Consider the following 14556-nt stretch of genomic DNA (forward strand, 5'->3'; position numbering starts at 1 on the left):
CCCCGAAAGCGCCGGGGCCGCGCGCACGGGTAACATGCAGGCTGCCCACACATGGCATTCTTCCGACGATTCGCAGACGTCGAGCATGTCGGCCAATCGTAAACATTCCATGCAGATAAAACGACTTCTTCCATTCGCGCGCCAGTTCGCGCTGATCGCCCTGCTTCACCTGCTCCCGGTCGCAACGGCCTCGGCATTCCCGTCCGCGGCGTCCGCGCCGGGCGCAAGCGCCGTCGGTGCGCCCGTCGCCACGATCTCGCTCGCCGATGCGGTCGCGCAGCTGAAGCAGATGCAGGTCGAACAGGACCGCATCAAGCAGCAGACGTCAGCCGCGACGAACAGCAAGGAACTGGACGCGCTCGCCGACGCGACCGACGAACTGGGCGCGAGCGTCGAGAAGCTGGCCGCTGAACTTGGGCCGCAGCGCGCGCAGATCCAGGCGCAACTCGACGTGCTCGGGCCGCCGCCCGCGCCGGGCGCGGCGCCCGAAACGCCGGCCGTCGCACAGCAGCGCGCGACGCTGAACGCGCGCAGGACGCAAATCGATGCGGCGCTGAAACAGACCACCGACCAGAAAGGCAATCTCGCGAACCTGACCGAGCAGTTCGCGAAGCTGCACCGCGGCCTGCTGAAGAACCAGCTCGCGCTGCGCTCGGGCAGCATCTTCGGCGCGCAATTCTGGATGCCGTTGTTCAAACGGTCGCCTGACGACGCACAGCGGCTCGGTGCATTCGACGCGCAGCTCCGCGACATGCTGCATTCGGCATGGGCGCCGGGGCAGCGCGCATCGACCGCGCTGCTGCTGTTCGTCGCGCTGGCAATCTGGATCGTGGGCCGGCGGCTCGTCGAACGCGGGCTCGCATGGTTCTGCCTGAACCGCATGCCGGAAACGCGCCTGCGCCGCAGCGCGCTCGCGCTGTCGACCGCGCTCGCGACGCTGCTCACCACGGGCATCGCGGTGCAGATCCTCTACGTCGCGCTCATGCGCCACTACGAACTCACGCCGGCGCTGAGCGACCTGTGGGACCAGCTCGCGAAGCTGACGCTGACCTGTGCGCTGATCGCGGGCCTGGGCCGTGCGCTGCTGTGCACGAACCATCCGTCCTGGCGGCTGCCCGCGCTCGCCGACCCCGTCGCCCGCGCGTTGCGGCCGTTCCCGGGCGTGCTGGCCGCGCTGCTGCTCGTGTCCGGCACGCTCGAGGCGATCAACCACATCGTCGACACGAGCCTGTCCGTCACGCTGCTGGGTCGCGGCATCGTGTCGCTCGTCGTCGTGCTGACGATCGGTGCGGCGCTGCTGCGCGCGAATCGCGTGCGCAGCGCGCTCGCGGCGGCCGGCGAAGCACCCGAGCAGCGCTCGACGCTCGCCGGGCTGATCCACGCCGGCGTGTCGCTCGCGATCGTCGCGTCGCTGGCCGCGCTCGTGATCGGCTACATCACGGTTGCGCGCTTCATCACGTACGAGCTGGTGTGGTTCGAGATCGTGCTGTGCAGCGTCTACATGCTGACGCAACTGACGCGCGACGCGAGCGTCACGCTGTTCTCCGCGAACCTGTCGAGCGGCAAGCAGATCAAGCACCTGTTCGGGCTCGGCGACAAGCATCTCGAACAGGCGCAGACGGTGCTGTCGGGTCTCGGCACGAGCTTGCTGATGCTGTTCGCGGTGGTCGCGCTGGTGACGGGCGGATTCGGCACGACGCCGGGCGACCTGCTCGACAGCCTGGTTGCGATGGTCGGCGGCCAGCGGCTGCAGAGCCTCAACATCATGCCGGACCGGATCATCAACGCGGTGATCGGTTTCGCGATCGGCTTCTATCTGCTGCGCTCGGTGCGGCGCTGGCTCGACAACGAGTTCATGCCGGCGCTCGGCATGGACCCCGGCATGCGCGCGTCGCTCATCACGCTGTTCACCAACGTCGGCTACGTGCTGATCGTGCTGATGACGCTGTCGCTGCTCGGCGTCAAATGGGACAACCTCGCGTGGATCGTCAGCGCGCTGTCCGTCGGCATCGGTTTCGGCCTGCAGGAGATCGTGAAGAACTTCGTGTCGGGGCTGATCCTGCTGACCGAGCGGCCGGTGAAGGTCGGCGACATGATCAGCATCAGCGGCGTCGAAGGCGACATCCGCCGGATCAACGTGCGCGCGACCGAGATCCAGTTGAGCGACCGCTCGACCGTGATCGTGCCCAACTCGCAGCTGATCTCGCAGAACCTGCGCAACGTGACGATGGGCAACAGCACGCAGGGCGTCGCGACGCTGATGCTGACGTTTCCGCTGAACACCGACCCCGAGCAGGTGCGCGACCTGCTGCTCGACGCGTATCGCGAGCATCCGTCGATCCTGGAGAAGCCCGCACCGTCGGTGACGTTCAGCCAGCTCACGCCGGATGGCATCACGCTGAGCGTGACGGGCTATGTGCCGAGCCCGCGGATCGCGGGGTCGACTAAGAGCGACCTGCTGTTCGAGATCCTGAAGCGGCTGCGCGCGGCGGGGGTCACGCTGTCGACGCCGCAGATGCTTGTGGTGCAGAACATGCCGGCGGATACGTACGGGGAGGCGGGCTGACGGGCGATTGCGCGGCATGCGGACGCCGCGAAGCTGCTGCGGGTATGCTGCACCGTCGTCCGCTTGGCGCGTTACCGTACCGCCCATCGCCCCATGATGCCTGCACTGGCGAACAGGCGAAGCCGCGCCGACTCCCAGTCGGCAAGCGTGCGCACGCGCTCCTGACGCGCGTCGGAAAGGGCCGTTTGCGCCGACAGCAGCTCAAGAATATCCCCCGCTCCCAGCGCATAACGATTGCGCGCCGAAGCCAGTGCCGTTTCGGCGGCATCCAGCAGATGTGCGGACGCATCAAGGTTGCCGATGGCAGTCTCGGCGTCAGCATGTGCCTTCAGCACCTCGCGCAGTATCTGCTGTTGCGTGTCGAGCAGTTGCGCATGCGCCTGCTCAACCCGGGCCTGCGCCCCGCGAATCCGATAGGTGCGTGAAAACCCATCGAAGAAGGGAATCGTCAGGGTCAGGCCAACACTCGTCTGGGTCGAACGCAGTGACTGCAATCCTTGATTCGGATAACCGTTCCGGGAAAACGTGCCGCTCAAATCCAGCGTCGGCATGCCTTCCGACCGCGCAGTCGTCACCCTCGCCTTCGCGGCCTCCCACTGAGCACGCGCAGCCCTGATTTCCGGATGGGTGTGTTCCACCTCGTGAAGCCAGTCGCCCAGTTCACGCAACGCATCCGTCGCAACCGGCACCGCCGCATCCGTCACGTCGATCCGTGTGCCGGCCGGCAGCCCCATCGCGTAAACGAGCCCCGCCCGGGCCCGAGCCACGTCGCCGCCGGCCCGCCTCGCAGTCAGCCGCGCCTTCGCCAGCGACGTTTCCGCCTGTAGCGCGTCGCTGCGCGCCGCGACACCTCTGGTCATCCGCTGACGCGACGCGAGCAACGTCGATTCGGCAAGACCCGCGGATTCGGTGCGCGCCGCAAAGGCAGCTTGCGCGTTCTGAACATCGAAATAACTTGCGATGACATCTGCAACGACTTTCTGCATTGCGGCGTCGTGGCTCGCCAGCGCGGCCGTCAACAGCTGCTGCGCCGCGGCCCGGTTCGCGGCCCGCCCGCCGAAATCGAGCAGTCGCCAGTTCATGCTTGCATTCGAAGTCGTGCCGGTGCCACGGGTATTCATCGACGTCGCCTGCGGATAACGGCTTTGCGAAGTGAGCCAGTTCATCGATCCACTGAGCGTCGGAAGCCATGCCGACCTCGCCTCGCCCAGCGCCGCCGCCTGAATCTTGATCGACGCCCAGGCGACCTGGATTCGCGGGTTGTGACACAGCGCATGGTCGATGGCATCGCCAAGCGCCAGTGGCTGCGCCAGATCGACGGACGGCGGGCAAATGGCACGCGCGTCGTCGCCCGGAAGCCTTGCGCCCGAGTCCAGCACGGGGGGCCTCGTCAGCAGAGGATCGATCAGCACATCCGGAACGCCCGCCGCGTGAGCCTTGCAGGCAATCGCAACGAGCAATACGCCATGCAACCATTGGCTGCATTTGAACCGGCTCAAGATCCTAGCGCTCACGCAAACTCTCCCGGCCGTGCTGCAACAGCGGCGAAAGCACGTATTCGATCACCCGGCGCGTACCGGTCTTGATCTCGACGCTGCCCGACATCCCAGGAGACAGCCTGACCTCGCGGCCGTCCACGAGCAGCGTGGCGCGATCGAGCGTCACCTTGACCGCATAGATCAAACCCTTCTTCTCGTCCTCGATCGCATCGCGCGACACATGACTGACGGTCGCCGGCACAGTCCCGAATTTCGTGTACTCGAACGCATCGATCTTCACGCTTGCCGACTGCCCTTCGTTAACGAAGCCCACGTCCCGGTTTTCGATAAACGCCTCCATCTCCACCGCGCCCTCTCGAGGCACAATCTGCATCAGCGGCTGCGCGGCCGGCACCGCCGTGCCAACGGTATGCACCGCAAGCTGCTGCACGGTGCCGTCGACCGGCGCAGTCAGTTGCAGCAGCTCGCCGTGCGCCTCTGCCCGGCGCACATCCTGTGCGGACGCGTCCACGACTCGCTGCGCGTCGTTCTGCGCGTCCTGCGCATTTCTGCGCGCCTCGGCCACCAACGCCGCACGTTGGTGACGTGCATCGGCCAGTTGTCCCTCGATCTCGATGCGCTGCTGCTCCGCCTCGATCCATGCGTGTTCGGCAACATCATGCGTCTTCAGGAGTTCTGCGTAGTCCCTCGCGCGACGGGCGGCGAGCGGGAGCGCCTGACTGTAGCGACGAACTTCGCCATCGAACCGATCACGCCGTGCGACAAAATCGCGCCACTGATCCATCAGATGACGCTCGGCTTCACGTTGACGCTCGGCCAGCGCCCCTTCCATGCCCGACAGGCGGGGTTGCCGCCCCGTCTCGATCGCCTCGATCAAAGCGCGCGCCCGCGCAACCTGCAACGCCGCGTTCAACCGATCGCCATCCGCTTTCTGACGCTCCGCGTCGATGACGCGCGTATCGAGATCGATCAGCGCGTCACCGGCCTTCACCGTCTGGCCGTCGCGCACGTGCAGCGCCCGCACGCTCGCCACCTCGACCGCCGCCAACGTCTTGGTGCGCGAGGACGGGATGATCTTGCCGCTGCCATTGACGATGATGTCGATCCTGCCCAGACACGCCCATACGACAAGCGCTGCAACCAGCAGCATGAGAACGCGTGCAACCCATCGTCCCGTTGGCGACACGGGCGCCGCCCGGACGGCCAGGGCCGCCGGCAGGAATTCGGCTTCGTGTGCTTCGAACGTCGGCAGCGTCATCCGATGACGTCGTCGCCAGCAGTGAAGCCAGACATCCCGGTAGCGTCCGCACAGCTCGCGCCACGCCTTTACCCGTTGTCGCACACTCATGCGTGTGCTCCCGATACGTCGCGACCGTCCTGCTGCAGTGAGTGCAGGCGTGCGTAGATACCTCCCGGCGTACGCAGCAGTGCGTCGTGCGTGCCGCTCGCCACGATCTGTCCGCGCTCCATCACGAGAATCCGGTCCGCGTCGCGCACCGCCGACAGCCGATGTGCAATGATCAATACCGTGCGCCGTTCGCAAATGCGGCGCATATTGGCCTGAATGACGGCCTCGGACTCGTAGTCGAGCGCGCTCGTCGCTTCGTCGAATATCAGGATGCGCGGGTCCGTCATCAATGCACGGGCGATCGCGATGCGCTGGCGCTGTCCGCCGGAGAGCCCCGTGCCATGCTCGCCGACCACAGTGTCGTAACCTTCCGGCAGTTCGCAGATGAATTCGTGTGCGCCGGCCAGCTTCGCGGCCTCGATCACCGCGTCGATCGACGCCGTCGGTCGCGCCAGCGCGATGTTGTCCCGCACCGAGCGATTGAACAGCGTGTTCTCCTGAAGGACGACGCCAATCTGCTGCCGCAGGCTCGCCGTATCGATCACGGCGATGTCATGGCCGTCGACCAGTACCCTGCCGCGATCCGGCACGTAGAGGCGCTGCACCAGTTTCGTCAGCGTGCTCTTGCCTGACCCCGAGCGGCCCACGATGCCGATCACTTCGCCTGCCGCAATCCTGACCGAGACCTGCCGGATCACGTCGCTTGCGTCCGGTCGGTAGCGGAATGAGACCTGGTCGAATTCGATGGCGCCTTCAAGACGCGGCAGTCGCGTCTTTTTACCGGCTACTTCGGGCACAGCATTAAGGATATCGCCGAGCCGCCCCATCGAAATGCCGACCTGCTGAAAATCATTCCACAACTGGGCAAGACGCAGGATCGGACTGGATACCTGGCCGGCGAGCATGTTGAACGCGATGAGTTCGCCCACGGTCAATTTGCTGTCGATGACGAGCGTCGCTCCGAGCCACATGATCGCCGCGGTCACCAGTTTGCTGACCAGCGTCACGCCGCCGCTTGCAATGGTCGCGACATTGGTCGCCGACAGCCCAGCACTCACGTACGCAGCTAGTTGCCGCTCCCACCGGTCCGTCCATCTGGGCTCAAGCGCCATTGCCTTGACCGTGTCTATGCCGCTGATGGTTTCGACGAGGAACGACTGATTCTCGGCGCCCTTGTTGAACTTCTCGCTCAGACGCCGGCGGATGACCGGCGTAAACACGACAGACAGCAGCACATAAAGCGGGATCGAAGCGACGACGATCAGCGTGAGCCAAGCGCTGTACCAGAGCATCACCCCCAGGAAAACGACCGAAAAGGCCAGATCCATCACCAGGGTTACCGCATTGCCGGTGAGGAACGCGCGAATATTCTCTAGCTCGCGGATGCGCGCAACCGAATCGCCGACACGGCGCGCCTGGAACCAGGCCAGCGGCAACGCCAAAAGATGGCGGAAGAGCCGCGCACCGAGTTCGACATCGATCTTGCTGCTGGTGTGCGCAAAGACCCAGGTCCGTATCCCTGAGAGCACCGCTTCGAACAGCGTTGCGCAAATGAGGCCCACCGCGATCACGTTCAACGTCTTCATCGCGTGGTTGACCAGTACCTTGTCCATCACCACCTGGAAAAACAGCGGCGTCGCGAGACCGATCAGTTGAAGGACCAGCGAAATCACGAGCACTTCGCCGAGCAGCTTTCGGTAGGTCACGATCGCCGGAACGAACCAGCTGAAATCGAATCGCGCGAGCGTGCCGGCGATGCTGCTCTTGCTCGTGAAATAGACGAGCTCACCGGTCCAGGTTTCAAGCAGTCGCTCTCGCGTCAATACCTCCGGGGACTCGCCCGGGTACTGAACCAGCACCCGGGGTGACCGTGTGCCGTCACCGGCCTGATACTGGCCGACCAAAAAGTAGCCACCGTCGTCTTTTGCCTGCGCGACCGCCGGCAGCGGAGCCCGGTCGAGCCGTTCCGGATCCTGCTGGACGGTCCTTGCCATCATGCCGAGCAAACGCGCGGCTCGCAGGATCATATGAGTATCGAAACGGCCGAAACCGAATTCGTGCCGCAATTCGGCTTCGTCGGCGACGATGCCGTGCAGGCTTGCAATCGCCAGCACGACGGCAAGGCCGGAATCGGCCTCCTGCGTCGCGCGCGATGCAGCGAGCGGCGGGATAGGGCTATCCATAAGGGGAATAAACACAGGGCAAGGAGTGTGATGCGAACGGGAAGCACGCCGCCCGGCCGGACCTGATGCCCGACCAGGCGAGACAGCTTCCAAAGACGGGAGCTATCGCCAGTTGGCGGCCAGCGTCTGTGCAAGTGCTGCCTGCTGTTGCGGCGACAGCGTCACGGATCCCGTTGCCGGTGGCACCCAGGCCGCCATGGCCTACACCAGTTTCTCGACATCGGAATTGACGAGCGTCCGGCCATCGTCCGTCCGGATCTGCTCGATCTGATATCGAGAACCCAAGTACCAGTCCTTGACCGTGGCTGTATCGCTTGTGCCCAGAATGCTGATCTCGAGATCGTTGCCGACGTGCCGGAACCACAATTGATTCGCGGATACGCCACCGCCGACGCGGATCACATCGCTGTTGCCGAGCGTGTCGTCATCTTCCCGAATCGTGTCGCGTCCTGATCCGCGACCAAAGCGGTAGGTGTCGTTGCCGAGTCCGCCGACCAGAATGTCATTGCCGGCGCCGCCGTCGAGCACGTTGTTGCCACGGTTGTCGACGATCGTGTTATCGAGCGCATTGCCGGTGCCGTCAATATCCTCGTTCCACAGCTTCAGCGCCTCGGCGGTGTAGATCGCGTAGGCATTCGACACGTTGGCGGCCGACCTGAGCTCCTGAACGCTCACGTAGCGCGTCATATCGCTGATGCGCTGACGGCCCGAATCGGCGATGTAGAAGCCCTTGAGCTTGCCGTCGGCTTCTCCATACACCGCGCCGGTTACCGTCACGACATGGTTGACACCGCCGCTGTCCAGATAGGCGCCGTCCTCCCAGAGCCGGCCGGCATTCAACGCGAGAATCACGCCGCGGCCGCTGCGGATCAGATTGGCGATCGCGCGCTCGTCGTAGCCGGCAATCAGATTGTTCGCGATGCCGTAGCTGGTCAGAATCGCCTGTTGCTGCGCAAAATTCGAGCCGCCGCGCTGATAGTCCGTCGCCGCCGGACTCGTAACGGCCCACTTGTTGTCGATCGCGCGCCGAACCACCTCGCCTTCGGTCGTCGGCGTACCCGTCTGGGTCAGCAGATTGGCGATTGACGTCAGCGCGCAGGTTCCCCGGAACGTCGGAACCGCATCGCCTTGCATGTAATCCAGCTCGTTGGCCTTCGGGTAGCCGTACACCAGTACGGCCGCGCCATCGACCAGCCCTCTTTCGGCTTTGCCGAAATCCAGCAGGTTCAGGTTCTCGACATGGTCTCCCAGCCTGTAGCTGATCTTGCTCTGCACCGTGTCGATGCCTTCACCCGCCAGCTCGACGACCTGGTCACCGACGTTGTCTGCGTAATAGGTATCGTTGCCCTTGCCTCCGATCATCACGTCCGCGCCCGTGACGCCGTCCAGGATGTTGTCCTCGCTGTTGCCGACGATTCGATTGTTGAGCGCGTTGCCCGTGCCGTTGATCTTGAATCCTTCGACGAGACGCAGCTCCTCGACATTGGCGTTGAGAACGTAATTCGCGCTGCTGATGACCGTGTCGTAACCTGCGTTCGCATGCTCGAGGATGACGTCGTTCACGCTGTTGACGATATAGGTGTCGTTGCCTTGCCCCCCTTCCATGAAGTCGGCCCCCGCACCGCCATCCAGGTAGTCATCGCCCCATCCGCCGATGAGCGTGTCGCGCCCGTCGCCACCATAGAGGAAATCGTTGTCCGTCTCGCCCGGCGCAAGTGTCTGCTTAATGTCATTCGACGCCGTGAAGCCGACGAGGATGTCGTCCCCGGCACCACCGTACAGGATGTCGTCGCCTGCCTGGCCGAAAAGCCGGTCGTTGCCGTCGCCGCCATCCAGGAAATCGTTGTCGTTGCCTCCGTCGAGGTAGTCGTTCCCCAGCCCGCCATACAACGAGTCGTTGCCATTGCCACCGTACAACACGTCGTTGTCGGATTCGCCCCACGCCAACGTTTGCTTCGCATCGTTGCTTGCGGTGAAACCGACCAGCACATCGTCGCCGTCGCCCCCCAAATCACGTCGTCGCCGGCTTCACCGAAAATGCGATCGTGGCCGGCCTCGCCGAGCAGCCTGTCGTTGCCCTCGTTGCCGTGCAGTTCGTCGTTGCCGGCGCCACCGAACACCGTATCGTTCCCGTGGCCGCCACAAACGAGATCCGCACCATCGCCGCCATCCATGTAGTCATTGCCGAAACCGCCCCACATCCGGTCGTTTCCTGCGCCGCCGTACATGACGTCGTCGTCTGCCTCGCCCGGCGCGAGTGTCTGCTTGCTTTCGTTCGACGCGGTAAAGCCCATCATGACGTCATCGCCATCGCCGCCGTTCATGATGTCGTTGCCGGCCTGGCCGAACAGGAAGTCGTTCCCGGCGCCGCCGTCGAGCACGTCGTTGCCGGCGCCACCCTGAAGCTCGTCGTTACCTTCCTCGCCGTACAGCCTGTCGTCGCCGTCATAGCCGTACAGCGTATCGTTGCCCGTACCGCCCCACAGATTGTCGTTGCGCCAGCTGCCGCCCATCACGTCGTCGCCGTCACTGGCGAGGAAATTCACGAGCAGGTTGCTGTTGATCCAGTGGCCATATGCGGCATAGTAGTTCGCATCGAATACATCGTTGCCATCGGTGCCAATGAGGTAGCTGCGATTGGAATTGCTGACCTTGACCTGCTTGGGGCCGAAAAAGATGAAGTCGCTACCATTGATCCAGTAGACCTTCTCGTTGTCGCGCAGCGATCGGTAGTTCGAGAACGGTACGCTTGGCGCGAGATAGATTCTTCCTGGCTGGCCCGCGACGTCACTGCCTTTGGCTGGTGCTGCGACCGGCCCTGTCACATATCGACTGTTGCCACGGGTCAGGATGTCGTAATCGGTGGCCCGGATGTCGGAAATGCCCGCCTGGCCGAGAGTTCGGAATTCGCCCGCGTCGGCAATGCCGTCCTCGTTGGCGTCGATCCACACTTGCAGTCCGTTCAATTCCGCGCCGGAGAGTTTGCCGTCGCGGTTGGTGTCGAGCGCCCGAAGTGCAGCGGCGCTCAGGCCTTGTCGCTGGGCATTGAGCAACACCGGGGTCTTGCTCGCGATCGATGCCGCCGTGTCCAGTGCGGCGCTCTTCGCTTCGTAGAACGCGCCAATCGGGTTGTACCAGCCCGGCGGCATCGTGAACCCGTAATCGTTCTTTCCGCCGTAGGTCAGCGTTTTGGAGATGATTTGGCTCAGGTTCAGGTAACTCGTACCGCTCAGCAGTCCGGTTGCGCGATACCGCGACAATAGGCTGTCGGCAATGCTCGCGTCGCGCATGTTCGACAGGTCGTAGCGCTGGCCGTTGTTCACGACGAAATTGCGGTCGGTGATGCCGTCGCCGTTGGTGTCTTCGCGAACGATGCTTGCGCCGTCGCCGATGCGGGTTTCGGTCTTGATGTTGTCGGCCGTCCCATCACCGTTTGTGTCGGTACGGGTGATCTCAACATTGCCGGAAAATTCGATGGAGGTGCCGCCGAACATCTCGTAACGTGTGACTTGGCCATCGACTTCCGTGACCACGCCCGTGTCGCCAAAGTACTTGACAGTGGTGCCCCCCTTTCCGTCCGGGGTTCTAACGCTGATGGAGTACCCTACTTTTACTCTCTTAGCGCCGACAAATACGCTTCCCATTTCAATGCTTGGCGCATCCGGATAACGGTAGTTTGTCGCCGCCACCTCGACGCCATTGCTGTATGTGGTAATTTCCCACAAGCCTTCTGTACGTGTTCGCGTGACTGTGGCGCCGGTAGACGCGATGCCAGTCAGCCATTCGTACAAGGGTGTGACCAATTGGCTCACTTGCTCGCCATATTGGCGCACCGCATTGGCCGCATCCACGCCCATGGAAGTGAAGAACCCCGCTTTATCGATGCGCACCAAGGCATCGACAAAGTTCTGCAACTGGCGCCCTGACGCTACGCCAGGAGCATGTCGCAACCATTCGCTGGCCATCGCACGCACGGCCGGATGCGATGAGGTAGACGCCCCATACATCAGCGCGAGAACGGTTGTATTTGCTACGAGGGCATCTGCGTACGCTCCTCCAGTGCTCCTCAATATGGTCCAAAATTGCTCGAGCCGAGCCGGCCCACCCATTTGCTCGACCAGACGAAAGGGAATTTCGAGGGTCCAGGCTTCCGGCGGAAGGTTGTTTTCTTTAAAAACCTGCCTATGAAAGCGCCATACCTCTCTGGCGTTTATGTCCCTCGTAACAAATCCCGTCGCATCGGCCTGCCCCTTAAGGGTATCGAGATAGGCAGCCGCCATATCCTGCTTGATTTTCTCTATCTGCACCTTGGTCAACGGCTTGCCCAAATCCGCCGCGACATTGCTCATGTAGCTCAACGCCGCCGCACCTGCAATCGTGTTCGCGCCGGCAACGCCTCCTGCCCAGCCTGTGTAGCTGTAGCCGTAGCGTTCAATCAGGCTGTATACCTGCGTGGGAGTCAGTTGCCCAGCTTTGAATTGAGCTCGAATCTGCGCAAGTGTTTGCGCGGGAATTGCCTGAACCATAATCCTTTCCCCTATTTATTTAGCAATAGCAATGCCACACCTTTCTTATCCATCAGGTTGCACACGAAAATCAAGAATTAACCGACGAGCCCTGCTCTCATACTCCATCCATCGATGCAGCGACCTAGCGTCGTAGCTCAACGAGACTTCAGCCCTAATCTCAGGATAAGTTATGAATTCATGAGTACAATCGTTTCTAGGACTACCTTCAAAAGGGCTTCCATTCGCAAGGCACTTTATAAAAGTCACGTCGCCACCATCAACCTCATGAAAGAAGAGTCGATAGTTATAAAGATTCGCCTCAGCATCTTCAGGGAAGCCGATCGGCCGATATTCGATCAATCCATGACGGAGTTCGGCTTGCCTCCGATAACTAACATGTCGCGGAATTTCCTTAAAAATTGGATTTACAGGCCCCGCAAACCCCTCAATAATTCTCTCTCGATCGTATATCCTCCCTGTTTTTAGCACTTCATCCCTAACAAGGAAATTCTTTCCCGCACTTACACCAATCTCAAGCCATTCCTCTGGTTCACCGAATGTCCTTCTCGAACGGTAGTAGCTAGCCTCGTTCTCGACCGTTCTCGGTGCAAAATCCGGCAGATGTACCGTTAACGCCAACGAATTGATTCTCGACGCATAGGTACGTACCGGCGGCGTCCACTGACGCCGCTCCGGAGCGAACACATTCGGATCCCCATCGTATTCGGTCATAAGAAATGTATAGTTAATTGGCACGGATACTGGTGCACCTCCCAAGTTCCCGATAACCGGCTCGCTACTCTTGGGAAGCGAAAATGTGCTACTGAATTGCCTAGCCATGCGCACCCCCTCCACGATTCGATAGCCGACCGCCACTACCGCACCAATTGTCAGAATCAATACCACAACACTCAGAATTACAATTGCTCGACGCAATAGAGAAGCCGGAAATTTCACGATAATTTCGCAAACCCGTTAGTGATATCGACAGCGCTTCTCGCACATAATGCCAATTTGACTCACCTTTCATATCGAATCGCCATCACACGTGCGATCAACCTGGCATCCACGCGGCTACGATCACCGCTATCCAGCCATCGGATCATCGTGTTGCCAAGTTCATCAAGGTTCTCGCACCACGCGCGGAAGCGTCGGCGGACAATCCGGCCGCATTTTCCGAAATCACCCAAAATCAATCAATATGCATTCCTAATTTTTAAATCGGTAAATTGCATGAAAATCCACCACCAGCGACACGCCATCCATTAATTTTTTTCTCAACAGTACTGCACAGAAAGGGAAACGCTCCGTCAACGCCGACCACAACCGCTTCGAGAAAACACCAACGCATCAATGCGCTCCCGGGCAAAGACCAAGCAATCAGCGCACCCGCGAATCGATCAACAAGCGAAGGTTTTTTTGATCAGGCCGACAACACCCAGTCACAAGCGTATATTCACAAACATCACCTCATTGCCAGTTATCGATGCCATTTACATTACCTCCACGCTTGATTTTTTAAAATACCGATTCGATAAAGACAGCCACCATCACCAACACTGAAGGCAACTCGAGTCTCGGTGGCTTTATTGTCGTACACATACCCCCACCGAGCCCCGTGAGCTATTGGATATCGCTCGACATCACGAAACACACCAATAAAATCACATGGCGCAACACAAATAACATCCGAATTTATTGGCAACGATATTCTAGCCCTATAAAAATCACCCCCATTAGGTTGATAAATACCGTAATAGAAACTGCCATCTCGCGAATATTCTTTAGAGGATGCGTGGCGTGTCATATCGACCCCATAACCATCGACTGATTGACCGCTGCTATCGTAGACCGCTCCCCTTGCGCCACGTCGATATTCAACCCTTAGCCACCTGGAAACAAATTCGACGTTCTCTAGATCACCCGAATCCGCGACAACTTTGACATCGCTCAAAAACTGTTTTGGCGATCGGACTAGCAATTCTCCAACAGAATCGATCGCACACGCAGAAATAAGCCAATAAATTATAATTAGCAGTGCGATATTTTTCACACGAAGCCTCATCTCAATTTACTTCTGCATGGTCCCGCAAAATGAGTCGCACTACCTCATCCCCGAGCGCATTACTTCAACTTGTGCGAGCACCTGAGCGCACCCCAAGCGCACGTCCCAATACATTTCCCCATCTCAGGTATCGGCCACACACCTCATCTCTTCGCTTGATTTGCTACAAAAACTAACCCGATAAATACAACCATCACCACCATAATTAAAAATAACTCGAGTACCTACGCTTTTATTATCACGCACATACTCCCACAACCCATCTCGTTATACGCAAGTCTCGTCGCCGCCGTCGTCGCGCAATAAGCGTATGGTTTCCGCGGCGATATGAACTTTCGTGAGTCCCTTCCAGATGGTCTCTGCGCCGGGTTCGCCATCGCCCTTGCG

The 14556-nt window shown here is 60.8% G+C and carries 7 protein-coding genes and 1 pseudogene; 1 reads left to right on the forward strand and 7 read right to left on the reverse strand.

Annotation, left to right across the window (positions count from 1 at the left end; genetic code table 11):
- Positions 1–109: 109 nt before the first annotated feature.
- Positions 110–2566, forward strand: a complete 2457-nt coding sequence (locus DID96_RS33890) for a DUF3772 domain-containing protein (RefSeq protein ID WP_124603555.1) — start codon at positions 110–112, stop codon at positions 2564–2566.
- Between the two features lie 71 nt (positions 2567–2637).
- Here the strand turns inward: DID96_RS33890 and DID96_RS33895 are convergent, their stop codons facing one another.
- The 7 genes and pseudogenes from DID96_RS33895 to DID96_RS33920 form a co-directional block, all read right to left on the reverse strand.
- Positions 2638–4065: a TolC family protein gene (locus DID96_RS33895; protein ID WP_260464117.1), complete on the reverse strand. Its 1428-nt coding sequence runs from the start codon at positions 4063–4065 to the stop codon at positions 2638–2640.
- 4 nt (positions 4066–4069) lie between these two features.
- Complete coding sequence (locus tag DID96_RS33900) at positions 4070–5413, reverse strand: HlyD family type I secretion periplasmic adaptor subunit (protein ID WP_124603556.1); 1344 nt, start codon at positions 5411–5413, stop codon at positions 4070–4072.
- Positions 5410–7596: a type I secretion system permease/ATPase gene (locus tag DID96_RS33905; RefSeq protein WP_124603557.1), complete on the reverse strand. Its 2187-nt coding sequence runs from the start codon at positions 7594–7596 to the stop codon at positions 5410–5412. Before DID96_RS33905 ends, DID96_RS33900 begins: the two co-directional genes overlap by 4 nt.
- A 201-nt stretch (positions 7597–7797) precedes the next feature.
- Positions 7798–9486, reverse strand: coding sequence for a calcium-binding protein (locus tag DID96_RS39220; protein WP_311767781.1), 1689 nt, complete (start codon positions 9484–9486; stop codon positions 7798–7800).
- 152 nt (positions 9487–9638) lie between these two features.
- Positions 9639–12122: pseudogene (locus DID96_RS39450) on the reverse strand (calcium-binding protein); the annotation flags it as partial.
- Between the two features lie 45 nt (positions 12123–12167).
- On the reverse strand, positions 12168–13061 hold the full coding sequence (locus DID96_RS33915) for a hypothetical protein (protein ID WP_124603558.1): 894 nt from the start codon (positions 13059–13061) through the stop codon (positions 12168–12170).
- Positions 13062–13602: 541 nt separating this feature from the next.
- Entirely contained in the window at positions 13603–14157 is a 555-nt protein-coding gene (locus tag DID96_RS33920; RefSeq protein WP_124603559.1) for a hypothetical protein, read from the reverse strand.
- Positions 14158–14556: the final 399 nt, after the last annotated feature.

Origin of the sequence: Burkholderia sp. Bp8963 (assembly GCF_003854275.1) — a bacterium.
Lineage (GTDB): Bacteria > Pseudomonadota > Gammaproteobacteria > Burkholderiales > Burkholderiaceae > Burkholderia.